The following is a 25,789-nucleotide window of genomic DNA, read 5'->3' as shown; positions in this document are numbered from 1 at the left end:
GGTGTTGGGTGTTGGGTATTGGGTATTGGGTATTGGGTATTGGGTATTAGGAAGTACAGTTTTCAATTTAAAATTCAACATTTATAATTTAACATTTTAACTTCATTGTCAATTTGTTCATTTGTGATTTATTTCTAGTAACTTATTAAAAATATTTCTTCATTTATAATCCTTGCTGTCATATCGAGCGCAGTCGAGATATATTTGAATTCAAAGCTGTTCTTGGTACTAAATTCTTTTTAGATAATTTTAAATATACTTTGAAACTTCTCAATACTAAATAGCTCAAAACAACCTTACAACTTACCTTCCTTCAACAAATCATGAATCCTAGCAAAAAAAGTTGTCAGGGTTAAATACTCTTCCCAGAGCTTTCTGTTTGCTTTTTGAATTTCTTCAAATTTTTCTTGTGTTAGGTTTTTATGAAATTCTAACAATCGTTGTTCCATTTCATGTGCTGTTCCTTGCGGAATTCGAATGCAATGGTGCGTCCAATCAATGATTCCTTCTAGTGGCAACAAACAATCGGTATCAACCAACACAGGAATTCTTCCCATGGCTAAGGTCTGATAAAAACGTACTGAAAAATTTCCTGCACCACGTAAATTAAATATATAATCGGAATCGTTTATGTTTTCGTAAAACTCGTATGTTGTTTTATCTACAGAACGATTTTTTCGCACGCCAGCTCGATAGCGTTCTCTGTAAATTATATTGGTTTCTATGTTAGAGTTTTTCTCTAATCGTTTCAAATATTTATAACGCATAAACGGCGCGGCAAACCATTGCTGCGGCTCTAAACGTGTTTTTCCTAAATGAAATTTTAAATTTCTATACATAATCAAACCTATATCTTTCGAAGCTTTCAATAAGTTTGGTGTTGCTTGTCCCACAAATCCAATCACAGGTTTTGCAGCTTTTACACGTACTTGATGATTTTCTTCTTTGATATAATGCATCAACGGATCTTTAAAAAATGCTGGAAACGATATTTGATTTCTAAGTTTTTTACTTTTGTAACCACTATTTCTAAAAACGTATACGTCTTTATTTGTAGGCATTACACCTTGATCTCCTGATATATATGTGAGTACTTTTAAATTCTTTGCATGACATTCATTAATAAAATGTTCTGCTTCTGCTTGCAAGTCTTTATTTAAGTAATAATTCCATGAAAATGGTAAAAATGCTATTTCGGCTTCATCAATAGCATCAACTAATTGATAGTAGTTTTTGACTTCTGGAAATTCATCTCGCTCATCAAACAGCAACGCATATATCAATGGAAATTTCTCTCCTTTTGGATGCTTCTCTATGAATTTTTTATCTGTGTAAACATTCAACATTTAGAGCAATGATTTTAGTTCGTTTTCAAAAGTATCAAGCGTATAAATTCGACTCCATTCAATCGCTTTGGCTACTTTTTCTTGATAAACTTCGTCTGATTGTAATACTTTTTCAATTTCTACAACTGCATTTGAAACAGTTGGTTCAATCAAAATACCACGATTTCCATGATCTAACATGTAAGGAACACAAGAAATTTTAGTAACGATTGGCAAACTTCCCCAAAACATCGCTTCTGCAACCACTTTTGGCCAACCTTCTGATTTGGATGGTAACATCATGAAATGTGCATTTTTATGAACTTCTTTTACTTGTTCAGCAGCCACATTTCCATGCAAAGTTATGTATTCATTTAGGTTGTTTTCTTCTAAATAATCTTCCAATTCCTTTCGCTTTGCGCCGTCACCATACACATCTAAAGATACATTATACTTACGTTTTCGTAATTCTTCTACAATCTGAATTGTTAATAACGGGCGCTTTCCAGGCGATAATGAACCTACAAAACTAAACTGAATTGTATCATTAAAAGTACGTTTTAAAATTTCGCCTTTATCATTATCTCGATAAGTCGCCGTAAAAAACGATTTTATATTTTTTGTTTGATTTTTCCAATCGCCATAGACCAAAACATTCATTTTTTTGGTTAAAAATGTATTGGATAATATTCGTTTCTGCAATCGGTAACTTAGCGGTTGCTTACTCTTCGGATCCCAATTTCCAGCATATTTTGCCGTTTTCGTTTTTGATGGAAAGAAAATTTGTGCAACACAACCAATCAATCCAATGTTTCCAGGACAACGCAAATGAATATGGTCTGCTTTTCGCATCGCTCCAATAATTTTAAAAAAGATGATTGGCAATACCAACAAGGTTTTCAATTTCGATTTCAACGTTAATAAGTCAAACGCAGGAATCGATCTGAAATCAATATTCTTATGTTGATACGCAATATCAATCGGGCGAATTTCCTTATCTGCCAGTAATGGCGCTACTATCGTAACTTTATCTACATACTTTAACCACAAGTTCATTTCCTTTACATACGGCGCGTACGCAAGATATTCTGCCTGTTTTTTGGCATGTAAAACGTGTGTAATGATTAGAAAGTTCATGTTAGACAACGCTATTTCCCGCAAAGGTTATGACTTCACCATCTTTATAAAAAACGGTTTTATACGGATAGTTTTTTTCCTTAAAAAATGCTTCTACTTTTTTATACGTCTGTTCTTCGTTTACCCAATGATAACTAGCGATTGCAAAGTTTGGTTTGAATTTTTCTAAAACTTCAACCAATCCATCCATGGCTTCAATTTCGGCTCCTTCAATGTCCATTTTGACAAAGTCTAAACGCTCTAGTTGCTCTCTTTTTTGGAAAGAATCAATTGTTATCGCATCTTTTAAAATGGCTTTGGCATTTTCAGGTTTGTAATGAATAGAAGAAGAAACTGTTCCAGCTTCAAAGAATTCTAATTTCGTATTTTCATTCCAGATGAGTTCTTCTTGAATTTGAATATTTTCCACACCAGCATTCAGTGCAATATTCGCTTCCATTTCTGCAACGTTTATTTTATCTGGTTCAAACGCAAATACTTTTCCTGCTGAACCAACTTTTTTTCCATAGTAAATTGATAAATAGGCATGATTTGCACCAGCATCAATCACAACATCGTCTTTTTTTACGGTGTAAAACGTCTCGTATCTATTTATATCCTTGACAACGTAATACATTGGAAGTTTTGTTGCAACTTCTACATTTCCTCCAAAAGTAGTGCTATAATTGCCGTTTTTACGTTTGAATTTTTCCTTTCGAATTTGATTGAAATACACTTCTTTGAGTGATTCTTTCAAACCTTTGGAAGGCAATAGTTTGTATATATTTTTGAGAAAACTCATCTTTCAATTTGGGGTTTTTGAAACCATAATGCGAACCAAGCGACAATTCTGCCAAGTGATTCTGTAAAGGCTTCCTTTTTTTTAGGTTGGGTAAATATATTTGTAAATCTGAGAAATGCCAAGAACAAAGTGGTAACATTCCATTTTATTCTCGCTTTTAATGTTGGTTTCGGATATTTAACGCGCCAAACATACCAACCATTTTTGACGACCATTTTTCCATAATTGTATTGATTTGGGCGACCAGAAGCATCGTGATGATGTTCCAATTGCGCTGAAGTATTCACGTATAATTGTCCAAATTTAGAAACACGTAAGGTAAAATCAGTGTCTTCATACAAACCGTATCCATCAAAATAAGTTGAAAAATTGATTTGCTTAAATATTTCATTTTTAAACGATGAAACTCCACCCATAAAGACTTCCACTGGATATGTATTTCCTGATGGCGGCAAAAATCCGACAGCTCTACCATGTGCAAACATTGGCATAATACACGGTTTTGTATCATCCAGTAAACCTAGCTTTTTTCGCAGTCTATAGCGTTGTGATTCGTTTCGAAACCAGCCATCATACACAAAAGAATTTCCGCTAGGTTTTACGTCATCTGTAATTTTTGTCCAACTGATTTCGTTCGTAATATAACCACCAACTCCTAACGCATTTGGATAGGTTTTATAGGTTTCTAGTAAGTTTTGAAAGTAGTTTGTATCTAAAATTGTGTCATCATCTAAAAAACAGACAATTTCGCTTGTCTTAGATACATTTCTAATTCCGAAATTTCGTTGTTTTGTCAAGCCGCGTTCTGAATCATCAACTTTAAAATACTTGAGATTTTTGAACGAGTTTTGGTTTAGCATTTGCTCAGTTTCTTTATTTCGAGAACCATCTACAATCAATATTTCATCTGGATACAAGCTTTGTTCCGTAACCGATTGCAGTAGTGTTTGCAATGGTTTTGGGCGCATGTATGTACAAATGATGAGTGCAAATTTCATGACTTCGCTCCTACTAATGAGTTATAAACTGTTATATTTTGTATTGCAATTTTTACAATATCAAATCGTTTGATTGCTGTTGTTCTTCCTTTTTTTGCCATGTTTGAAGCCAATTCAGCATCTGTCAATAATACATTGATCTTTTCTGCAAATTCAGTATGTGATTTCGGATTGACCAAAAAGCCTGTTTCTCCATCTTCTACAATTTCTTTTGCCCAAGGATAATCTGTATTTACAAACGGTTTTTCTAGCGCCATTGCTTCTATTGTCACCATTCCGAACGATTCCGCCAAGGAAGGAAATACACAAACACTTGCTTCATTAATCAGTTCTTTCATGCGATCGTAATCTACCACTCCAAGATAGTTTACTTTTTTTGACGCTTCCGCAGAAAGTTTCTCTTGAAAAATTTCCCAAGTCGAACGCTGTTCTTTCGCATCTTTTGCATCATTTCCGACTAATAATAGCTGACAATTGCTATTTTTCTGAATCAATTCATTAAAAATATATGCTAATTCGAGAATTCCTTTTTTTCTGATTAAGGTTCCAAAATAGAGAATTGTTCCATCTACTTTCTTAACTGTATTCGGTTGAAAATCATCTATATAAATTCCATTCGGAATCACCGTAATCTCTTTATTTAAAGCAAACAATGAATTTGTTTTTTCTGCGACAAACTCACTTACAGCAATGATTTTATCTGCTTTTTGAAATGCTTTTTGTTCACGGTTAAAATTCGCTTGCTTTATTTCTCTACCTTCTAAATGACAGAAAAACGTATCACTTCCGTGCAAACGCATCACTTGCGGAATGCGAAAGTTCATATTTGCCGAAATTCCTGTCCAATCAACTACTTCAATTACATCAATCTTGTCTTTTTTAATGATTTTATTGATGTATTTATTGATGATTCCTTCATTCAACTTCCATGTCAATGCAGGATATTTTCGAAGTTTTATTTTATGAATGGTTATTTCACCATCTTTAAATACTTCTTGTACATCTTGAAAATACGTAAAGACAGTAATTTTCAAGCCTTTGTCTACTAACGCTTTTAGTAAATTTTTCGTACTTGTCCCTATTCCCGCAGATTTCGGAAGTTTTTTATGTGGATATTCAGGAAGTAAGAACGCAATATGCATTAGCTCAATAGGTTTTGAAAAGCGTGATACATTCTATCTCGGACTTCATTTAACGGATGTTTAGCAATACTTTTTGCCCAAGCCGCTCGTTCGTCATGATTTTGTTGTTCTAAAGTATCAAAATTGTGTAAAATTTTAGTTAATTCCGATGATTTTCGCAACATATGAACTGCCTTTGGATGTGCATTAAAAGTCTTGAAATGCACAAATTGATACAATCGGTCAATGTCAAAATCTTTGTGTCCATTGGCTTGTTTATAATAACAGTAAAATGCTGGTTTTCCTAGCAATATTGCATCAAGTGCCATTGTTGAACCAATATTAAAAATTGCGCTACTGTAATACAGCGTACTGTATAAAACGCCTAAATTCGAATTGACCGTATAATTTTCAGGCAATGGAAACTCAACTTGATTCCATGTTGGAATAACTTCCGTAATAACATCTTTGTATTTTGCTAAAATTGGAATGAATCCTTGATTGTAATCTGCTGGATTGGCACGTAAAACAACATGATATTGCTCTGAATTCGTTTGATTATGTTTTTTAACAACTTCAGCCAAATCCCTTAAATACAACGGATCATCCATTCCGATAGAAGTGAAATTTCCTGAAAAACAGAGTATTTTTTTATCCGTTGGTAAATTGTATGCTTTGTAAAATAACTCCTTTGGAATTAAATATTCAGGTTTCGTATAACAAGCAAATTGCGGCGTTCCCGTAACTGTAATATTGTTTTGTTTGACTTCTTCTGGATAATAATCTTGCATTTCTGTCTTCATATAATCGCTCCAAACGAAGTAATGATCTGCTTTTAGCATTTTATTTCCTTTCGGAAGATTGTCCCAAGAATGTATAAAACTTACCACAGTAATTCCCAAGTCACGCGCTGCCAATACAGGCGCTAGCGACAAACTTGATACTTGGTGAGAACAATATATTAAATCTGGTCTGTTTTCTTTTAAATATGCCAAACACGCTTGATAATAGCTTGATTTACGTGTTTGTTTAAAGAAAGAATTTTCTAGTTTTTGAATTCCTTTTTTGGAAGCATAGAAGTTTGACAACAAACTGATTAATCCAAATTTTAGCTTTTTCTTTAAATTACTCTTTCCAGGTGCGACTCTGTATAAAAGGTGTTTTTTAGAAGCTTGCGTTTTATCATTGTAACGCAAGGTAGATTTTGCTTTTAGATAGCGTAAAAAATCTGTTTTTCCTTTGTAATCAAATGCGGGAAGTTGTTGTGTTTGAATGTCTTTTGGTAATTTTTCTAATGCAGAAGACTTCACGTTATGCCAAAGCAACATGTCAATGTTTTCGGGAGTTTCAAAGAAATCACTTGCGTAATGATTTTCAAAACTTTGGTATCCCACAAATATGGAAATTATCTTTTTTCGCATGGGGCAACAGCGTTATTGATATTGTCGACAAATATAGCCATTGAAACGATTCTGAAAAGAAAATAAACGCCTCTATTCGGACTTTTTTGTTGCTTTTTTGCCAAAGCCAGTACTTTCTTAGTATCAAATACGGTTTTTAAGGCATCAATATGTTTTTTTAAAAGCTCATAAAGCTTTACTCCTATTTCGTTGGAAATACGATGATTCCAGTCTTGAACGGACACATCTGATTTGATTGGATTCCTGAAAAAGTGTAATAAATCTTGATTGGATTCATAGATAATTTGCTCATGAATTTGATCGTGTTCATACCGTTTATAAGGCAAATTATGTGTTTGTTTGATGAAATCTTCGTGTAAAAATGGTGTTATTTTGTTTCGATACGCAGATAATAACTTGTGTCTGTTGCCAAAATTACCAGGCAAACGTCCTTTTCTGTAAAAATTGACTAGAATTTCAGCATTTGAATCTCCTTTGTAATTTTTGGTAATTTCAGTTGAAATATTTTCGGGATATGCTTTTACAAATTCTTGATAATCTACTGAAAATGAGTTTTCTAAAAATTCTTTAGGTGTTAAATAGTTGTGCATCGCTTTCGCGAGATTTGAATTTTCTGGAAAGAACATGCGTACACATTCACCAGCTTCTCCCATAACATAACTGTAATCATTTGGAATTCCTTGATCGACAAACTTGAGCATGTCAACATAGGAAATTGTTCCCAACCCACCAGAAACATTGGCGATTTCTGTAGCGTAGTGTTCAAATTCATTTTCATCACATAGCGTTGTATGCTCATACGAAACATCCAATTTCACAGCAATTTCCTTTCCTTGAATTACATCTGCGGCATATACATTTCCAAAATTTCCTGTTTTAATATGTAAATCTCCTGTTGAAACTTGACTTAATAATGCCAAACTATCTTTTCCTGCAGTAGCACCAAAAAATAGTTTCCCAGTAGATCTTGTTGCATCTTTTAATGAAAATGATGGTTCTTCTGTTGAAAATTTGATTGGTAGTTTCTTAGTAGCATGATCTAAATTTGAATCAAAAATATGCAGGTTTCCACCTTCTATTCTTGAAATTCCTTTGTATGGTAATGAAAATGGTTTCACTTGATAACCGAATGCAAAATGCGCTTGTACACCAACTTCATCAAATTGTAATGGAACTTGCATTTCGATGAAATTCTGAAAGTTCAAGAAGAATTTTAGTTGCTTTTTATTAGTTAAACAAAAACTTCCATTAACACCATATAAATCATTTATAATTAATAATTTATAATTTTTTTTATCATAAATAAAAACTTCAAAAACACCACCTAAGTCATTATACGTATTTTCTAAAGTTTTGTATGAATCATCATGTAGGTTTTTAATAAAACTCAATATTTTTTCTTCATCATGATCTGATGAATACCATACAATTTCAAACAATTCACTGCTAAAAGTATACAAATTACTTCCTCTGCTTGCTGCTTTGAATAATTGCACATCAAATCCATTCTTATCAAAAGAAATATGAAAGTTCGTTATGCTATGTTTTTCAAGTTTCAAAGTGTAATCGTTTTTGCTAGTTCTGTTGCTTTTTCCCAGTCTTCTATCGTATCAATGTTTACATAAAATCTCTCATCAGAAACAATATAAGCAACAGAGTTTCCGTAAAGCGAGTCTTCATGCATTAATACATTCGTTTTGGTGATATAAACACTTCCATCTCTGTGATAGGCTTTTGGCAACTCTTGTCGTCTTGGAATGATGTTTTGTTCGCCTGTTGCAATCTGCAAAACTCCATTATCATTGGCTTCAAACGTCCAATGTGGATTGTATTGATGTGGAACTTCTAAGACAGATACCAAAGAATCTGTTTGTTTTTCCTGAAAGGTTTCCAACGCTTTGTCTAAAAATCCTTTTGGTCTAAATGGACTTGTTGGTTGTAATAAACAAATTGCATCAAACTGTTTTCCTTCAGCTTCAAAATGTGAAACTGCGTGCTGAATAACTGGCAGCGTTGGTGTTGTATCTTCCGCTAAGTGTTTTGGTCGCACAAAAGGTACATTCGCACCAAGCGATTTCGCAATAGCAATAATTTCATCATCATCAGTCGTTACCACAACTTCCGATATGTGCTTAGATTGCAATGCAGCATCAATACTGTATTGAATTAAAGGCTTTCCATGGAGTAGTTTTTTGTTTTTCCCTGGAACACCTTTGCTTCCACCTCTTGCTGGTATGACTGCTAGAATGTTCATTTTTTGTTTATTCGTTATTCGTTATTCGAAAATATTTTTTTGCTTGCAAGACGTCAGTTCGAGTGAATTTGCAAAGCAAATTTGTATCGAGAACAGCTACAATACTAAAAATTCTTTCATTTCGACTCCGCTCAATGTGACAGAATTTCACTCGAACTGACGTTTGCATTATTTATGCTTTAATATTCAACATTGAGTTAGTACATAATTGTTTTATGCGCGATTAACTCAGTGTTCGCCAATGCTTCTGCGATTTGTTTTCCAGAGTTTCCATTTCCATAGATATGCTCCGAAAGTATTCCTTTTTTATCAATTCGTTCTTGAATCGCTGCTTTTATTGATTCCTTGTCATATTCAGCATCAACTACGTTTTTACCACGTTGACGACGATTTTGACGCGTTCCGATATTTACCGTTGGGACACCAATAAACGAGCATTCACGTATTCCCACACTCGAATTTCCTACCAAACAATCACTATTTTTTAGCAAGTGTAAAAAGTCGTTCGGTTCCATGTTTTTGAAGAAACGAATGTTGTCTGGATTGAAATTTTCTCTGTAATAGCGAATTCCATTTGAAGTTCCGTCTGAACCTGCATCTACGTTTGGCCAAAACCAAAACGTCGGAATGTTAAGCTCGTGAATAGCTTTTAAGGTACATAATACATCTTCTCTCGCCGATTTATAACGATTGGTCTCTGGATGCTGCATTACTACTAAATAGCCGTTAGAAAGGTCTAAATCAGCTCCAACTCCACCATATTTTTTGATTGGATCAAATTCATAATCTGCCGTATCTAACACTTCTTTTGCAATGTCAATCGACGGACAACCTGTATTGATGACATACGCTGGATCTTCACCTAATTTTATGACACGATCTTTTGCATCTTCGGAAGCGACTAAATGTAAATCAGCTAATTTCGTGTTTGCATGACGTACTTTTTCATCAATATTCCCCGTAACTTCTCCACCTTGAATATGCACTAACGGAATGTTCTGATACGCCGCTGCAATACTTGTTGCAATGGTTTCAAATCGATCGGCAATCGTAATTACCGCGTCTGGTTTTAGATTGTAGAATACGTTTGAAAGCTCCATAACTCCTAAACCTGTGGTTTTTGCCATCGCCGTTGGATTTTCTCCTTCCAAGACCATAAATACCTTTTCATTGATCTTAAAACCATCATTTTCAATCACATTGACCGCGTTTCCGTAACGACCTAATAACGCAGAACCTGCTACAACTAATTGCAACTCTAAGTCTGGATGCTCTTGAATTGCTTTGAGCGCAGTTTTGATTCTACTGTATGATGGTCGTGCGGTAACTACGGCACATATTTTTCGTTTGTTCATTTGTTATTCTGCTTTTAGCTGTTAGCTTCTGGCTTTCTATTGATTTACCTTTATTTTATTCGTTTTACGCTCAACGTCAGTTCGAGTGAAATTCTGAAAGAATTTAGTATCGAGAACTACTTTGAAATCAAAACGTTTTTTATATCATAGCTGTTCTCGATACAAATTTGCTCTGCAAATTCACTCGAACTGACGTTTGCGTTACTTATTAATTTAAAATTTAGCATTCAACATTTAAAATTAATAGATTCAAACAATATCCTCTTCATTCAAAAAATCCCACTGTTTCATATCATTTACCAACGTTTTCCCAATGACTTCTTGGAATTTTGAAGCCAATATTCCGTAATTCTTAGGTTTTTTAGCTTCTAAATCATTAAAAGTCAACACATGTCCTTTTGGTAAATCTTTGTTGATTGCTAACGATTTTTCAAAGATTTGCTTTAATTCTGAATATTGTGAGTTGTCTTTTTTGTCTATTGGATGATTCAACGCTTCATCAATGTTTCTGACTGCGCTGACTAGTTTTGTTGTTTCTGGAAATGTGAGTGATGATTTTGCATCTGGTCCAAACATTTCTTTGTCAAATACTACATGAAATTCCAAGATTTCTGCACCAAGTGTCGCAGCTGCAATTCCCGCTTCTATTCCTGATGAATGATCGGAGAATCCAATTTTGACTTGATATCTTTCTTTTAATTCTTGAATTACGTTTAATCCAAATTGTTTTGGCGCTGTTGGATACGAGGTTGTACATTGCAATATGGAGAATTCACAGTTTTTTTCTTTGAGAAAAGCGACTGTTTCATCTAATTCTGCAAACGAACTCATTCCCGACGAAATGATGATTGGTTTTCCTGTTTTAGCTATTTTTTCTAGCAATAGAAAGTTGTTTACTTCCCCAGAACCAACTTTGTAACACGACACACCTACTTCTTCCAACAAATCTACAGCAGCATTACTGAATGGAGAGGAAAGGAAATCTAGATCAACTTCATCACAGTGCGCTTTGAGTTCTTTCCATTGCGGTAATGAGAACTCCATACGTTGCCAGTATTCATAACGCGTTGCATCTTGCTTTGAGAATTTTACTCTAAAAGGTTCGTGAATGCTACTTTCCGCCACAGCGATATGCGTTTGAAATTTAATAGCGTTTGCACCCGTTTTTGCCACAGCATCAATATACGCATGCGCCATTCCTAGACTTCCGTCGTGTGCTTGTGCGATTTCTGCTATGATGTAGGTTTGTTTCATTTTTTATTGGTCTTTGGTTGTTGGGTCTTAGGTCTTTGGTTATCTGTCTTTTTGATTATTCGTTTTGCTTTTAACGTCAGTTCGAGTGAATTTGCAAAGCAAATTTGTACTTCGGCAAGCTCAGTAGAACTATCGAGAACTACTGCGAAACGTAATTACAAATGTAACTTCAAAACTGTTCTCGATACTATTTTTCATTTCGTTTTTACTCAATGTAAAATCACTCGAACTGACATTTGTGTTATTTATAATTTAAAATTCAGCATTCAACATTTATAATTTTAAAGACTCAACAAACGATTTCAACTTACTTAATTGTTGTTCCGCTGTAAAGCTTTGTAAGAACGTTTTTCGAGCGTTATCGCCTATAAATATCCGCTTTTCTCTGTTGTTATACAAATCTATCAATTGTGCTGTCATGTCATGCAAATTGTCGACTAAGACACTATTTTGACTGTGAACGACTTCTGGATAACAACTTGCTGCCGCTTTTGTACACACCAAAACTTGCGAATGATTGAAAACCAACGGAATTCGTGTGCGTGTTCCCGTGTTGTATTCCCACGGAATGATGTGAATGTCATACGGTTTTAGCAATGGTTTTAAGTCTTCTACAAAACCTAAACATTCTATTTGCTGATCTTCCAAGCGATTTTTTAAAGACTCGGAAGCATATTTTAAGTTTCCTATGACTTTGAGTGTGACGTTTGGTATTTTTTCTTTGAGATCATTCCAACAGACTTCTAAAAATCGTTCTAATCCGATGCGATTTGCCGTTGTTCCCATTCCGCCTAAATGGACGATTGATGGTGTTTTTGAGCTATTTTCAGTTAGTTCAACCTTTTTATAGGTCAATGGAATGTAGACTGCGTTTTGATTTCCGTATTGTATGATTTCTTGCGTTTCTGTGAACGAGGCCGAAACACAACCTGAAACACGTTTAACCAAGTCCAACTCTACTCTTTTCTTTTGTTTTAAATGGAATTTTTGCAGAAACGACAGCTTGCTTTTTAACTTTCGTAACTTAAATTCCCAATCGTGATGTGCATAAATGATTGGAATATCTAGATTTGAATAGTTCGCTAAAATTGCCGTCCAACGCCATTCCGCCCAAACGAGATCAATCTTGTTTTCTGAAATGTATTGTTTAATTACTTTTTCATTAGCTGAATTCACAAAGAAGTATTCAAACTTTTCAGGTGCCGAAATTGCCGTTTTGATACGATCAACAATTCCTTTCGGATGAATTTGCGCGACTTGAAAGTGCTTTATTTCCGAATAAAATCCTGTAATTTCTTGAATATACTCAGCGTTTACACCTGACGAAAGTCTTGCCTTTTGTTTATCCGAAAAATCTACCATTAATACATGAACATTGTAGTTTAGTTTCGCAAGCAATTGCATATGACTAAAATACACAGATGCTCCGCCATTAGCGTTTGGAGATATTTTGGTGTTATTTACTAAAAAAAGTACATTCATCTACATGAAATATTTGTTCAAAAAACCCAATCCGTTTTTTATGAAAGTACGTCCAATTTTTGATTTTATCGCCACCGTTTTAGGACTTCCCCATTTTTTATGAAAGATGATATGTCCTTGCAATAATTTTTTACGCTCCAACATCCAACGATTTTGTTCCGTGAATATGTATTTTGGAATGTCCTTTTCAGGAATTACAACATCATCAAAGAACGCGCTTTTCTTTTTTTCTAGCTCTTTGGAAACTTTACTTTCAAGATGTGAAACTTCCGAATTTGCTACAACGACGTGCTTTTTACCATATTTCTGCAATAGTAAACTGTATTCATCATCGGCATAGAAAAAGCTAAAACGTTCGTCTAATAAACCTGTTTTATCAAACATTGATTTTTCTGCTATAATACACCAACCAACTATATGACGACGCACTTTGTAGCCAAATAAATATGGGTTTCCTTCAAAAAAAGACTTCGGCGTAAATTTAGCATCATAATCCACAGGACAAAACGATTGCACTTTTGGATGTTGTTGTTTTACTTTTAGAATCTCTGTAAACCAATCTTTTTTAAAGATCAAATCATTGTTGAATAAACCAACAAATTCTCCTGTAGCCGCTTTGATTCCTATGTTTAGGAACGCATGAAAGTTGAAATCTTCCGTAGGAATAATCACTTTTACATTTTCTGGAAACTTGAATGGAGAATCGTGAATTTGCTTGTTGCTTTCTATTAAAAGCACTTCAAATTTGATGTTTGAATTTTCTTTTTCAGCTTCTATCATACTTTCAATACAATGCAGCGTCATGTCGAAAATGGACTGACTTTTAGTGTTTGATAATATGACGGCAGAAAATAGCATGTTATTTTTTTACACAGCGAAATACATACTGAAATGTAAAGAAGTTTTTGAATAATCCCAATTTCTTGAAAACTCTTGGAATGAATGGAAATCCGCCTTTGTATGCACTGTATCGCATGACACGCGTTAATTTTTCAATTTTCATATCCGATTGATCCACTAATTCTTCTATATTTTTGAGCGTAAACCAACGCATGTGTGTTTTGTCGTATAATCCACTTGGTTCGTACGGAAATTTTCCTTTGAACACTAAATGTTTTATGGTTTCTAAGTGTTGTACGTTTGGCAATGAAATGATCATTTTTCCTGATGATTTCAATGATTTTTCTAAAGATGAAAGCACATGCCACGGATCAATCAAATGCTCCAAAACATCACCTAGAATGATATAATCAAATTCTTCTCCTTTTAGACTTTCCAATAATGCTTCGTCTTCAACACTTTTTTCAATCACTTTCGTGATGTTTTGTTTTGCGTTTACAACCGATTCTTTATGCGTTTCTATACCAATAACTTCTGTTGCCATTCCTTGATCGAGCAGCCATTTTCCGTTGATTCCATTGGAACAACCAACATCTAAGACTTTTAGGTTTTCACCTTCAATCAACGCAATGATGTCTTTTCGAAGTTTTATGTAGGCTTGATTCATTTTTGGGTTATTTTGAGTCTAAAGGTTCTTTTTTTATCTTCCACGATAGCATTGGACGCATAATTCCTGGCCATTTTCCTGCGTACGGTCCGCGAACGCCATCGCCAGTTGTATCATCAAATATTTCAAAACTTAGTAAGCTGTCTTCTACTGCATGAATAATTTCAGGATTGTAGTTTCCAACTGCAACTAATAGGCTAAATTGTCCTTCTGCCAAGAAATGACGTGGAATTTTACAGGTTGCTGTGACGATTCCTTTTGTTTTTTTATCATGAAATTCTAACCAATCTGGCGCATTGAATTCGTTGGAAGCAAATAATCGTTGTCCACGTTCATTTACGACATGAATGATTGCTGTATTGTTGTATTCCGTGTTTAAATCCCAATAGGTAACATCCACATAAATATCATCACGCACACTGAAACGATTTTGCAAATCACCATTTTCATCACGAATTGCCGCACTTTTTAATCGACCAAAGTCGTTTCCAGGTGCTTTTTCCATACTTTCCCATTCGTGATAGGGTTTTGTATCTAATCCTTGATTTAAGTATGCTTGAATTGCTTTGTCTGTATCACCGTCAAAAATAACTTCTCCATCTGCCAACACTACCGTACGTTGCGTTAATTTTTGAATGGCGTCCATATCATGACTTACAAATAAAACCGTTCTTCCTTCACCTTTGGCAATGTCTTGCATTTTTCCAATGGCTTTTTTCTGAAATTCCGCATCACCAACTGCCAACACTTCATCTACAACTAATATTTCTGGTTCTAAATGTGCTGCAACCGCAAATGCCAAACGTACTTTCATTCCTGAAGAATAGCGTTTTACAGGTGTATCAACATATCGTTGCACTCCCGCAAATTCTACAATTTCTTCAAATTTCGATTTGATTTCTGCTTTGGTCATTCCTAAAATAGCACCGTTTAGGAAGATGTTTTCTTTTCCAGTTAATTCTGGATGAAATCCTGTTCCAACTTCTAATAAGGAAGCTATTCTACCTTTCGATTTGATGATTCCCGAAGTTGGCATCGTTACTTTTGATAGAATCTTTAATAAAGTAGATTTTCCTGCACCATTTTTTCCAATGATTCCAAGTACTTCTCCTCTACGCACATCGAAACTTACATTTTTTATTGCCCAAACATAGTTCGACTTTCCAACAGAATTTCGTTTGTTTCGTTCACCAATTCGTAAGTATGGATCTTCTTTTCCACGAATTTTATGCCACCAACGATTTAAATCATGACTGATGGTTCCTGTACCAATAACGCCCAAACGATATTGCTTCGATAGGCTTTCTACACGTAATATGACTTCTTTCTCCTGCATTATACCGTGTCTATGAAATTACGTTCTGTTTTGTTGAATATGATCAATCCGAATAGGAATACTACGATTGAAATTCCTAAAGTGATGAATATATATTGTAATGAGAATTCTCCTTGTTGAAATACCATGTAACGGAATGATTCAATAACACGCGCTAGCGGATTGTATTCTACGATCCATGAAACATACGATGGTAATTTTTTTGTTACGATTGCCATCGGATACATGACTGCAGAAACATACATCATTAGTTGAATTCCGAATTGCACTAAGAATGTTAAGTCGCGATATTTTGTTACCATTGATGAAATAATCATTCCCAAACCTAAACCTAATAATCCCATAATCAGTACGATTAAAGGCAATAATAGTAAGAATGGCGATAAATCTCCAGCTTTCCCTTGCGATGCAAAGAATATGTAAAATGCAGTAAATATGAGTATTTGAATTCCGAATTTTAATAAATTAGAAACCGTGATCGATAGCGGCATAATGACTCTTGGGAAATAGACTTTTCCGAAGATGTTTTCATTTTTCTTGAAGGTATCTGAAGTCGCTTTGAGACATTCTGCAAAGTAGTTCCAAATGGTAATTCCCGCAAGGTTAAACAAAAAAGCATTTACTGTTCCTGTTTGAATATCGGCAATTCCGTTGAAAACCAAGGTAAATATTACCGAAGTTAACAAAGGTTGAATTAGATACCACAAAGGTCCTAAGACTGTTTGTTTGTATAATGTAACGACATCACGACGTACAAAAAGCATCAGTAAGTCTCTGTATTGCCAAATTTCTTTGAATTTGAAATCGAGTACATTGCTTTTTGAAGATATTTCAAATAACCAAGTATTATTTTTTTGGGGCTTGTCCAAAATGGATTGAGTTTTAGGTTACCAAATATTTTCTAAATCTTTTTTTGTGTAGGTATGGTTGCGTTCAACAAAAGTAGATTTGGAATCATTTTTTAACTTTAATGCGCTTTTTTTCGTGAAGATTCTTGACAAAATCCCAAATGGCGTTAAAAAGATAAAAAAGACTACCGATAAGATGATTTTTGTATTAATCCATCCTAAAACTAGTGCAATTTTTCCCCAAATCCATACAATAAGATTTTCTAACGGTGGAATAAACGAACCTACACCAACACTCAACGCAATAATAAATAAAACTTTGGCTGCGGTTAAATAGTCTGTTTTAAAATGCAGGTATGTGGCAATAAGTAAAAAACCTATTACCATGACCAATATTACTTTTGAATTATCTTCTTTCATGTGTTTGTATGTATTGTTTTTTATTTGTCACATGTAGCTTCCATATAATCACCTTTTTAGGTATCGATATCTTGTTATGGAAGTTTCATATTCTAGAATAAGGTATAAATAAATGGTGCAATGGCAGATCCGCCACCTAATACCAAGATGATTCCTAATAATAGTAAAACAATGATCATTGGCAAAAGCCAGAATTTTTTTCGTTCTTTTAAGAATCTGAATAGATCTTTTAAAAACTCCATATTTTTATTGATTTAAGGTCTTTATAAATGTTGCTAATTCATCGCCCATTTTTTTGTTTCCCGCAGGATTAAAATGGCAATCGTCGTACAAATAAGCACTTGTTTTTGGAATGATTGAATCCGTTTTGAATACAGGAATCGAAAGTTTTGCACTTTCATTAACTGTGATATCATTGATGCTATCAACTTTTTGCTGGAGCATTTTTGCGTTGTAACGAATACCGCCGCGAGACGTCATCCAATGCCAATTTTGCAAAGCTTCTTCTTCCGTATCCCAAGTTACTACTTGCGTCGCAAATATAAGCTTTATATCATTCGCCTGACAAATCCCAATTAAGGTTTTTAATTTATTTGCATAATTGCCGTAATCGGTTGTAGGTAATTGATTTTCAACAGGTCGCGCTTGTGTCTTTTTTACTTTTTTCTTGTAATTGGACTGGATTTCAATAGTTTCTAGTGCATCTTCTTCACTTTTGAACGCGTAGTATAAACGTCTCGGAATTTGAAATTCATACAAGAAAACACCTAACATTTTACCAAAACTAACTTCTTCATCTACTTTTTCAGTTACGTTGAATTTTAGTGGATTGTCATCCAACATTAAACGTGTAACATCGTTGATTCCACAAAAAACAATAACTTCATCTGGTTGCAAGTGTATGATTCTGTGTGATAACATAGCAACATGATCTTGGATATTATCACCCGATTTTCCTGCGTTGTATACTTTTACCGTTTTGTTTTGATAATTGTCACGATTGAGGTTTTCTTGCAAAACTTGCGTCCAAACATCAGTATCATCTACATAGAGACTTTCCGTAGAACTTCCGCCAATAGCAAAAATTCGATATTCAGTATCAGGTTTTGGCATTTTGAGTTCATCACCGCGAAAACCAACATTGTTTACCGTAAAGTTTGTCTTTTCCTTATATGCATCAAACCCTAACAAACCTTCTTCCGTAGCAAATTTAAATTTTGTATTCGGATCAAATTGCGATTCGATATACATGTTTCCAATCGGCGGATAGAACATATTCTTTTTAGCATTCTCATACGGATCTGGCACCGGAAAAAACTGCAAGATGATCTCTATCAGTACAATAAGCACCAATAATACAATGAGGTTATATTTAATTGTTTTCCACACAGGTCACTAATCTAATAAAAATTCTTCTTTCCAGTCGTCCGTATCTTGCCAACTCGGTTGATCTTCTTTTTTGTACACGTAATTTCCAATGACCAAATAGTCCATTTCTGTACGCATAAAACAGCGATACGCATCATTTGGTGTACATACAATCGGTTCTCCACGTACATTGAAACTTGTATTTACCACAACTCCAACACCTGTAATTTTCTTGAATTCATTGATGAGTTCCCAATATTCTGAATTGGTGTCTTTGTGTACTGTTTGAATTCTTCCAGAAAAGTCAATATGCGTAATTGCTGGCAATGACGAACGTTGCACATATAGTTTTTCGCGAATTGGTAATTCGTGATAGTTTACAGGGATTTCATGTTTTATTTTCGGATGTACTTTATGTACCAATAACATGTATGGTGAAATACCTTCGTAATCAAAAAACTCGTTTACATCTTCCGATAACACTGATGGTGCAAACGGTCGAAACGATTCTCTGTATTTTATTTTTAGGTTGAGTTTTTTCTGCATTTCAGGATTTCGCGCATCACCTAAGATACTTCTGCGTCCTAGAGCTCGCGGACCAAATTCCATACGACCTTGCATCCAACCAATTGCATTTCCTTCTGATATGTAGGTTGCGACTTCTTTTGTTAGTTTATTGAAATCTGAGAAGTACGTTGCTTTCGCACTGTATTTCCTATTGATTTTCTCTACATCTAAGTCTGAGAATTCAGGTCCTAAATACGAACCGCTCATTGCATCGTTTGGTTCAACTAGACGTTCTTGCTCAAAATAGGTGTAATATGCAGTTAATGCAGCTCCTAACGATCCGCCAGCATCTCCTGCTGCTGGTTGAATGAATATTTCTTCGAAGATGTTTTCATTCTGTAGTTTTCCGTTCGCTACACAGTTTAATGCAACTCCACCAGCCATACATAAATAGTCTGCGCCTGTAATTTCTTTGGCGTGTTTGGCTAGTTTGATGATGATTTCTTCCGTTACTTCTTGAATTGCCAATCCTAAATCGGAATGATGTTGTTCAAATTCAGATTCGGATGTTCTTCTAGGAAAACCGAATAATTCTTCCCACTTTTTATCATATACCATGCGCAAACCAACCGCATAGTTAAAGTATTTCTGATCTAACCAAATAGAACCATCATCGTTTATTTTGATGAGTTTCGTTTTGATGATTTCCTTGAATTTTTCTGTACGTTCCGAATTTGGGTTTCCGTACGGTGCCAATCCCATGAGTTTGTATTCTCCTGAGTTCACTTTGAATCCTAAGAAATAGGTAAATGCTGAATACAACAATCCGACAGAGTGTGGAAATTGCAGTTCTTTCAACATCGTAATATCTTTTCCATCTCCCAAACTTATGGATGCTGTTGCCCATTCACCTACACCATCTAAGGTTAGAATCGCTGCTTTTTGATACGGCGACGGATAAAAGGCACTTGCAGCATGCGACAGGTGATGTTCGGGGAACAATAGTTTTAGTGTTTTTTTGTTGAATGGTTGAATTTCTTTTAATTCATCCTTAATCAACTTTTTTAAGAACATTTTTTCTTTCAACCAAACCGGAATTGCAGTTATGAAAGAAGCGACACCTTTCGGCGAAAAGCCATAATAGGTTTCTAATAAACGTTCAAACTTTAATAATGGTTTGTCGTAAAAAACAACTGCATCTAGTTGATCTATTGTTTTTCCGACATGTTCCAAACAGTATTTTACTGCATTTGTAGGAAATGCAGGATCGTGCTTTTTACGTGTAAAACGTTCTTCTTGCGCTGCAGCTACTACTTTGCCATCTTGAACAATTGCTGCCGCAGAATCATGGTAAAATGCGGATATTCCTAATATCGTCATAATCGCTTTATTGAAACACTTTAAAAGCATTTCATTATTTGGGGATTGTTAGTTTTATCTTCTTTTAAAAGGTTTTGTGAGTCGTGATAACAGTGATCGTTTTTCTTCTTCATGGTATCCATTTCCATAACTTCCGTAACCATAGCCGTATCCATAACCGTAACCATAGCCGTAACCGTATTTGGCTTTTTGGCGATAATCATTGAATACGAAACTTATGTTTTTGACTTCTCCCTTTTTATACTTTTCATTTATGATATTCAACATGCCTTTCTTTGAATAGTCTTGTCGAACCATATATATTGTTGCGTCTGCATGATTTACTAAATCGAGCGCATCAGATACCAATCCTAATGGTGGCGTATCTAATATGATATAATCATAGCGTTGCTTTAATTCTGCTATAAATTCTTCTAATTGTTGACTGATTAATAATTCGGATGGATTTGGCGGAATTGGTCCCGAAGTAATCACATCTAAGTTATTGTATTTTGTACTTTGAATGACTTCATCGAGCTCTTTTTGTCCGATGAGATAATTTACAACTCCAACTTCATTGGTAATTCCGAAATCACCGAAAATTTTAGGTTTACGCAAATCCAAACCAACTAAAACCGTCTTTTTCCCTGTTAATGAGAATACAGAAGCTACATTGATAGAACAGAATGTTTTTCCTTCTCCACTGACCGAAGAAGTAATCATGACCGTTTTGGTTTTATCTTTATCTAGGTTTTTATAGATGTATTGCAGACTCGATCGAATTCCTCTGAATGATTCTGCTACAGACGATTTTGGGCTTTCAAATACAACTAAATTATTATTTGCTCTACTTCTACTCACAATTCCTAAAATAGGAATGTTTGATAATTTTTTAATGTCATCTGGCGTATTGATATTATTGTCCAATATCGTTACCAAAAACACAAATCCTAATGGAAGTAATAAACCTATGAATAAAGCAATCGAATAGTTTTTTCTTGTGTTTGGTAAGATAGAACCTTGTCCCAAATCTTTAGCACTGTCAATTACTTTTACATCTGAAACATTTGCTGCTTTTACAATTCCTGCTTCATTTTTCTTCTCTAATAATAGTGTATACGACGCTTCACTTATTTTGTAGCTACGTTCTATATTGAACAATTGCTGTTCTTCTTCTGGTAATTTTCTAAATTCTGCATTGGCTCTTGCCGTTCTGCTTTTAACATTAGCAATATCAATATCTGTAGACGATCGTGCTGTTTTTACATTTTCAAGCAATACACGCTTGGTTGCTTCAATATCTTGATCTATTTCTTTAAAGAAAATATCATTTTTAACCGTTTCACCTAGTTTAGCTCTTCGTATTGATAAGCCAACAATTGTAGATACATTGTTTACGATATTTGCATCATCAATTCCTGAAGAAGCTGGCGCAGGCAACGATCTAAAGTCTGTACTATTTGTTAGGTAATCCTCTAAGAGTTTGTAGTATTCAAGTTTAAGCATATAGCCATTCTTCTCAATACTGTATTGATTTAGTTTGGCAAATACTTCTTCTCCTTTTAAAGATGGATTAAATACTTTGTTATCCTGTTTGTATTCTTTTAGCTTTTGCTCGTCTTTTCGTAATGAATCCTCTACACCAATAATCATTTTATCAATAAAAGTGATTGTATTTGTAGCAAATTGGTTCTTTTCTTCGAGGTTCTTTTCTTTTAAGATTTCTGTTGTGACATTTAAATAATCTGCCAAAATTGCTCTATTTGGTCCTGTTAGACTCAACACCAACATTGAAGCTCCTTGCACTTTTAGTCCTACGCTAATAGAACGATATTTAGAAATTTCAGAATTTAAACTCGTTAAGTAAATATAATAAGGTTCTCCAATTTTAATTTGTGTATCTCTTCGTGATGTCAATGCAAATTTGAAATATGGCGATTTCGCTTCAGCATTCATTACAAAGTCATTAGAATATGCTGTTCCATCTGGCGAAAAACTAGAAGCTTTGTTTTCTTTGTAATTTAATCCTCTGTATACTCTTTCTTCAGAAAAATCAATACTTACGGTGTAATTTTGCTCGTCTTTAAATACAATTTTTATAGGCGTATCCGTAAGCTGCGGAATTGTTTCATCTAAACTTACAATAAAAGGTGCATCGGTATGAATATCGACCAAACGATACAATCCATCTTTTTTGTAATGAATGTATGATTGCAGCAAACGCACTACACTTTCGTTATGTACTCTGGATTTTAATGTTGTTTTTGTAGTTTCTACCTTATCGCTTGCGCCTCCCCAATTGAACGTAAGATTCATGCTTGAAGAAAAGAACGGATTTTGCTCTTCTTTGATAGAAATTAAACTTTCAATACTATAAATACGTTCGAGTTGTTTGTTGTAGAAATACGTAACTACAAAAGCAATTCCTAAAGTAATCACAAACAGATACCAGTAATTGAGCGCTCGAAATGCGAGTGCTTTGATATCAAAAGAATTTTGTGATTTTAATTCGTCAAACTCTTCTTCCATGTTCCTATAGATTTCTAGACAATACTAATACACTTGTTATTAATGACAATACTGTAACCACAGTTGTAATTGATTGTATCAAGGTAGTTCCTGTTCCTAACGACTTTTGTTTAAGCGGCTTTACATATACCATATCGTTTGGCTGAATATAATAGTACGGAGAGTTGAAAGCCTCAATACTTGTTAAATCGATATGATGAATTTTTTGTCCTTGCGGATATTGACGAATAATTAAAACATCTTTTCTGTTTCCTACTGTAGTAATATCTCCTGCACTTGCCAACGCTTCTATAATATTGACACGATCTTGATATAAAGTATAAATTCCAGTACTTGAAACTTCTCCTGTTACGGTAAAACGCAAACCTGCTAATTTTACCACAATAAATAAATCTTCTGCTTTATTAAAATATTCTTCTAGTAATTTCTTTTTGATTTCTCCTTCTATTTCGTCAAGTGTATACGCCAACACATTTAGCTTCCCAAGAATTGGAATTTCAATATTTCCGTGATTACTTACTGTAAAACCATTGTAGTATAAACTTTGCTCCGATTGTAAACCTGCTGCATTTTCTGCTGCTACTGGTTGAAACATTGCCACCAATTTTGCGTCTGTAGATTTAATACTGATCGATAACAAGTCGCCAATTTGAACTCTGTATGGTTTTGAGTTTAATTTTATAGACTGCTCAATAAGCTCTTTATCACCTTCTTTCTCTCCAAAATACGTGAGATCCTTATTAGTAACACAAGATGCTAACAAGAAGAAAATGATTAGAATTGATATTGGGGCTTTCAAATTCATTAATTATGTGCTGTTGTTTAACAAGCAAATATAAGTTTTACGCAGTAATAATAAAATTCTATGCAACATATCTGATCTTTTTATTTTTAATTTGTAAAAAAATCAACAAAGTGAATTATTTATCCGTCGAAAATATCTCAAAGTCATTTGGTGAACGCGTTTTGTTTAACAATATCTCTTTTGGAATCAATAAAGATCAAAAAATAGCGTTCGTTGCCAAAAATGGTACTGGAAAAACTTCCCTGTTAAATATTATCACAGGAAATGCAGAAGCCGATAGTGGGCAAATTGTGATGCGAAAAGGAATTCACATGGCGTTTTTATCTCAAAAAGAAGATTTAGATCCAACGCTTACGATAGAAGAAACCATTTTTGCTTCTGATAATCCAATTTTAGATGTTATTGCAAATTATGAACGTGCTTTGCTGAATCCTGATGATTCAGAAGCGTACCAAAATGCATTTGACAAGATGGATTTGCACAATGCATGGGATTTTGAGACGCAATACAAACAAATTCTATTTAAGCTTAAGCTTGAAGATTTAACGCAAAAAGTCAGCAATTTATCTGGTGGACAAAAGAAACGATTAGGTTTAGCAACTGTTTTAATCAATAAACCCGATTTATTAGTCTTGGATGAGCCAACGAATCATCTCGATTTGGAAATGATTGAATGGCTAGAAGAGTTTTTCAAAAAAGAAAGCATTACCCTTTTTATGGTAACGCACGACCGTTATTTCTTGGAACGAGTTTGCAATGAAATCGTAGAATTAGAAAACGGACAATTATACAGTTACAAAGGAAGCTATTCCTATTACTTAGATAAAAAAGAAGCACGAATTCAGTCTGAGCAAGCTTCGGTTGAAAAAGCAAAAAACTTATATAAAAAGGAACTCGATTGGATGCGTCGTCAGCCCAAAGCACGAACGACAAAATCAAAGTCACGTATCGATGATTTTTACGACATCAAAGAAAGAGCACACAAACGTCGTAATGAACATGAAGTACAATTGGAAATTAACATGGAACGTGTTGGAAGTAAAATTCTGGAGTTGCATAACATTTCGAAGTCGTTTCAAGATAAAGTTTTACTAGACAAATACGAATATGTCTTCAAAAAGGGCGAACGCGTTGGTATCATTGGAAAAAACGGAACAGGAAAGTCTACGTTTTTGAATATGATTACAGGGAATTTAAAACCAGATTCAGGGAAAGTAATTGTTGGAGAAACTATTAAATTTGGATATTATACACAAAGTGGAATCAATCCGAAAGAAGGGCAAAAAGTAATTGATGTCATTAAAGAGTTTGGAGAATATATTCCATTAAAAAAAGGGCGTTTAATTTCGGCTGCACAGTTGCTAGAACGCTTTATGTTTGATAGAAAACGTCAGTATGATTTTGTAGAGAAATTGTCTGGTGGCGAATTGAAACGTCTGTATTTGTGTACTGTTTTGATTCAGAATCCTAATTTTTTAATTCTTGATGAGCCAACAAACGATTTAGATATCGTGACATTGAACGTATTAGAAAGCTTTTTACTTGATTTCCCTGGTTGTTTGTTAGTGGTATCTCACGACAGGTATTTCATGGATAAAATTGTAGATCACTTATTTATATTTAGAGGAAATGGTGTCATTGAAGATTTCCCTGGAAATTACTCAGATTTTAGAGTATATGAAGATAGTGTAGCTCCTGAAAAGTCTACTGAAAAGAAAGAAAAGAAGTCGTGGCGACAAGATGATACAACACAAAATTTAACGCATAACGAACAGAAAGAATACAAACGTTTGGAAAAAGACATTCAGCGTTTGGAAGAAGATAAAGAGAAGATTGAAGCAGAATTTGTTTCTGGCGAATTGTCTCAAGAAGAAATTCAGGAGAAATCAATGGAATTGCAGAAAATCATTAAAGATTCGGAAGACAAAACCGAACGCTGGTTTGAGTTGGCTGCAAAAATGGAAGGTTAATAAAGGTTAATT

Annotated in this window: 22 protein-coding genes; 1 reads left to right on the top strand and 21 read right to left on the bottom strand. The window is 34.4% G+C overall.

Annotation, left to right across the window (positions count from 1 at the left end; all coding sequences use genetic code 11):
• Positions 1-296: 296 nt before the first annotated feature.
• From ACRBBL_RS23455 to ACRBBL_RS23355, 21 genes are all read right to left on the bottom strand, one after another.
• Entirely contained in the window at positions 297-1,346 is a 1,050-nt protein-coding gene (locus ACRBBL_RS23455) for a hypothetical protein (RefSeq protein ID WP_431371535.1), read from the bottom strand.
• Complete coding sequence (locus ACRBBL_RS23450; protein ID WP_431371534.1) at positions 1,347-2,462, bottom strand: glycosyltransferase family 4 protein; 1,116 nt, start codon at positions 2,460-2,462, stop codon at positions 1,347-1,349. It lies immediately after the preceding gene.
• A 1-nt stretch (position 2,463) separates the two neighbouring features.
• Positions 2,464-3,243: an FkbM family methyltransferase gene (locus ACRBBL_RS23445; protein ID WP_431371533.1), complete on the bottom strand. Its 780-nt coding sequence runs from the start codon at positions 3,241-3,243 to the stop codon at positions 2,464-2,466.
• Complete coding sequence (locus ACRBBL_RS23440; RefSeq protein ID WP_431371532.1) at positions 3,240-4,241, bottom strand: glycosyltransferase family 2 protein; 1,002 nt, start codon at positions 4,239-4,241, stop codon at positions 3,240-3,242. The genes ACRBBL_RS23445 and ACRBBL_RS23440 overlap by 4 nt, the downstream gene beginning before the upstream one ends.
• Positions 4,238-5,383 carry a glycosyltransferase family 4 protein gene (locus ACRBBL_RS23435; protein ID WP_431371531.1) on the bottom strand — a complete coding sequence of 382 codons (1,146 nt, stop codon included), beginning with the start codon at positions 5,381-5,383 and terminating at the stop codon, positions 4,238-4,240. The genes ACRBBL_RS23440 and ACRBBL_RS23435 overlap by 4 nt, the downstream gene beginning before the upstream one ends.
• The gene (locus tag ACRBBL_RS23430; RefSeq protein ID WP_431371530.1) at positions 5,383-6,783 is read right to left on the bottom strand and encodes a hypothetical protein; all 1,401 of its coding nucleotides are present in this window, start codon (positions 6,781-6,783) and stop codon (positions 5,383-5,385) included. Before ACRBBL_RS23430 ends, ACRBBL_RS23435 begins: the two co-directional genes overlap by 1 nt.
• Positions 6,768-8,342: a hypothetical protein gene (locus ACRBBL_RS23425; RefSeq protein ID WP_431371529.1), complete on the bottom strand. Its 1,575-nt coding sequence runs from the start codon at positions 8,340-8,342 to the stop codon at positions 6,768-6,770. Before ACRBBL_RS23425 ends, ACRBBL_RS23430 begins: the two co-directional genes overlap by 16 nt.
• Positions 8,339-9,037 (bottom strand): cytidylyltransferase domain-containing protein, encoded by a 699-nt coding sequence (locus ACRBBL_RS23420; RefSeq protein ID WP_431371528.1) that lies wholly within the window; start codon positions 9,035-9,037, stop codon positions 8,339-8,341. Before ACRBBL_RS23420 ends, ACRBBL_RS23425 begins: the two co-directional genes overlap by 4 nt.
• Positions 9,038-9,234: 197 nt before the next feature.
• Positions 9,235-10,392: a UDP-N-acetylglucosamine 2-epimerase gene (gene neuC, locus ACRBBL_RS23415; RefSeq protein WP_431371527.1), complete on the bottom strand. Its 1,158-nt coding sequence runs from the start codon at positions 10,390-10,392 to the stop codon at positions 9,235-9,237.
• Between the two features lie 249 nt (positions 10,393-10,641).
• Positions 10,642-11,646, bottom strand: a complete 1,005-nt coding sequence (locus tag ACRBBL_RS23410; RefSeq protein WP_431371526.1) for an N-acetylneuraminate synthase family protein — start codon at positions 11,644-11,646, stop codon at positions 10,642-10,644.
• Positions 11,647-11,919: 273 nt separating this feature from the next.
• Complete coding sequence (locus tag ACRBBL_RS23405) at positions 11,920-13,128, bottom strand: glycosyltransferase (protein ID WP_431371525.1); 1,209 nt, start codon at positions 13,126-13,128, stop codon at positions 11,920-11,922.
• Positions 13,129-13,986, bottom strand: a complete 858-nt coding sequence (locus tag ACRBBL_RS23400; RefSeq protein WP_431371524.1) for a glycosyltransferase — start codon at positions 13,984-13,986, stop codon at positions 13,129-13,131.
• Position 13,987: 1 nt separating this feature from the next.
• Positions 13,988-14,635 carry a class I SAM-dependent methyltransferase gene (locus ACRBBL_RS23395; RefSeq protein ID WP_431371523.1) on the bottom strand — a complete coding sequence of 216 codons (648 nt, stop codon included), beginning with the start codon at positions 14,633-14,635 and terminating at the stop codon, positions 13,988-13,990.
• A gap of 7 nt (positions 14,636-14,642) precedes the next feature.
• On the bottom strand, positions 14,643-15,971 hold the full coding sequence (locus ACRBBL_RS23390) for an ABC transporter ATP-binding protein (RefSeq protein WP_431371522.1): 1,329 nt from the start codon (positions 15,969-15,971) through the stop codon (positions 14,643-14,645).
• Positions 15,971-16,840 carry an ABC transporter permease gene (locus ACRBBL_RS23385; RefSeq protein WP_431371521.1) on the bottom strand — a complete coding sequence of 290 codons (870 nt, stop codon included), beginning with the start codon at positions 16,838-16,840 and terminating at the stop codon, positions 15,971-15,973. The genes ACRBBL_RS23390 and ACRBBL_RS23385 overlap by 1 nt, the downstream gene beginning before the upstream one ends.
• 18 nt (positions 16,841-16,858) lie before the next feature.
• The gene (locus tag ACRBBL_RS23380; protein ID WP_431371520.1) at positions 16,859-17,239 is read right to left on the bottom strand and encodes a hypothetical protein; all 381 of its coding nucleotides are present in this window, start codon (positions 17,237-17,239) and stop codon (positions 16,859-16,861) included.
• A gap of 92 nt (positions 17,240-17,331) precedes the next feature.
• Entirely contained in the window at positions 17,332-17,481 is a 150-nt protein-coding gene (locus ACRBBL_RS23375; RefSeq protein WP_262498073.1) for a DUF5989 family protein, read from the bottom strand.
• A gap of 4 nt (positions 17,482-17,485) precedes the next feature.
• The gene (locus tag ACRBBL_RS23370) at positions 17,486-18,562 is read right to left on the bottom strand and encodes an SGNH/GDSL hydrolase family protein (protein WP_431371519.1); all 1,077 of its coding nucleotides are present in this window, start codon (positions 18,560-18,562) and stop codon (positions 17,486-17,488) included.
• A 72-nt stretch (positions 18,563-18,634) separates the two neighbouring features.
• Positions 18,635-20,494: a carbamoyltransferase family protein gene (locus tag ACRBBL_RS23365; protein ID WP_431371518.1), complete on the bottom strand. Its 1,860-nt coding sequence runs from the start codon at positions 20,492-20,494 to the stop codon at positions 18,635-18,637.
• 54 nt (positions 20,495-20,548) lie between these two features.
• A complete protein-coding gene (locus tag ACRBBL_RS23360; RefSeq protein ID WP_431371517.1) occupies positions 20,549-23,002 on the bottom strand; it encodes a polysaccharide biosynthesis tyrosine autokinase in 2,454 nt (817 codons plus the stop codon).
• Between the two features lie 4 nt (positions 23,003-23,006).
• Complete coding sequence (locus ACRBBL_RS23355) at positions 23,007-23,807, bottom strand: polysaccharide biosynthesis/export family protein (RefSeq protein WP_431371516.1); 801 nt, start codon at positions 23,805-23,807, stop codon at positions 23,007-23,009.
• Between the two features lie 110 nt (positions 23,808-23,917).
• On the opposite strand from ACRBBL_RS23355, the gene ACRBBL_RS23350 reads away from it, so the two are divergent.
• Positions 23,918-25,777 (top strand): ABC-F family ATP-binding cassette domain-containing protein, encoded by a 1,860-nt coding sequence (locus tag ACRBBL_RS23350; protein ID WP_431371515.1) that lies wholly within the window; start codon positions 23,918-23,920, stop codon positions 25,775-25,777.
• The last annotated feature ends 12 nt before the right edge of the window (positions 25,778-25,789 follow it).

The sequence above is a fragment of the Kordia sp. genome (assembly GCF_050633145.1).
Classification (GTDB): Bacteria; Bacteroidota; Bacteroidia; order Flavobacteriales; family Flavobacteriaceae; genus Kordia.
This window is presented reverse-complemented; position numbering and strand designations above follow the sequence as displayed.

Excerpts from the sequence above, each read along its gene's own strand:
- ACRBBL_RS23455 (WP_431371535.1), bottom strand. The coding sequence starts at position 1,346 with ATGTTGAATGTTTACACAGATAAAAAATTCATAGAGAAGCATCCAAAA.
- ACRBBL_RS23450 (WP_431371534.1), bottom strand. The coding sequence starts at position 2,462 with ATGAACTTTCTAATCATTACACACGTTTTACATGCCAAAAAACAGGCA.
- ACRBBL_RS23445 (WP_431371533.1), bottom strand. The coding sequence starts at position 3,243 with ATGAGTTTTCTCAAAAATATATACAAACTATTGCCTTCCAAAGGTTTG.
- ACRBBL_RS23440 (WP_431371532.1), bottom strand. The coding sequence starts at position 4,241 with ATGAAATTTGCACTCATCATTTGTACATACATGCGCCCAAAACCATTG.
- ACRBBL_RS23435 (WP_431371531.1), bottom strand. The coding sequence starts at position 5,383 with ATGCATATTGCGTTCTTACTTCCTGAATATCCACATAAAAAACTTCCG.
- ACRBBL_RS23430 (WP_431371530.1), bottom strand. The coding sequence starts at position 6,783 with ATGCGAAAAAAGATAATTTCCATATTTGTGGGATACCAAAGTTTTGAA.
- ACRBBL_RS23420 (WP_431371528.1), bottom strand. The coding sequence starts at position 9,037 with ATGAACATTCTAGCAGTCATACCAGCAAGAGGTGGAAGCAAAGGTGTT.
- neuC (WP_431371527.1), bottom strand. The coding sequence starts at position 10,392 with ATGAACAAACGAAAAATATGTGCCGTAGTTACCGCACGACCATCATAC.
- ACRBBL_RS23410 (WP_431371526.1), bottom strand. The coding sequence starts at position 11,646 with ATGAAACAAACCTACATCATAGCAGAAATCGCACAAGCACACGACGGA.
- ACRBBL_RS23405 (WP_431371525.1), bottom strand. The coding sequence starts at position 13,128 with ATGAATGTACTTTTTTTAGTAAATAACACCAAAATATCTCCAAACGCT.
- ACRBBL_RS23400 (WP_431371524.1), bottom strand. The coding sequence starts at position 13,986 with ATGCTATTTTCTGCCGTCATATTATCAAACACTAAAAGTCAGTCCATT.
- ACRBBL_RS23395 (WP_431371523.1), bottom strand. The coding sequence starts at position 14,635 with ATGAATCAAGCCTACATAAAACTTCGAAAAGACATCATTGCGTTGATT.
- ACRBBL_RS23390 (WP_431371522.1), bottom strand. The coding sequence starts at position 15,971 with ATGCAGGAGAAAGAAGTCATATTACGTGTAGAAAGCCTATCGAAGCAA.
- ACRBBL_RS23380 (WP_431371520.1), bottom strand. The coding sequence starts at position 17,239 with ATGAAAGAAGATAATTCAAAAGTAATATTGGTCATGGTAATAGGTTTT.
- ACRBBL_RS23375 (WP_262498073.1), bottom strand. The coding sequence starts at position 17,481 with ATGGAGTTTTTAAAAGATCTATTCAGATTCTTAAAAGAACGAAAAAAA.
- ACRBBL_RS23365 (WP_431371518.1), bottom strand. The coding sequence starts at position 20,494 with ATGACGATATTAGGAATATCCGCATTTTACCATGATTCTGCGGCAGCA.
- ACRBBL_RS23360 (WP_431371517.1), bottom strand. The coding sequence starts at position 23,002 with ATGGAAGAAGAGTTTGACGAATTAAAATCACAAAATTCTTTTGATATC.
- ACRBBL_RS23355 (WP_431371516.1), bottom strand. The coding sequence starts at position 23,807 with ATGAATTTGAAAGCCCCAATATCAATTCTAATCATTTTCTTCTTGTTA.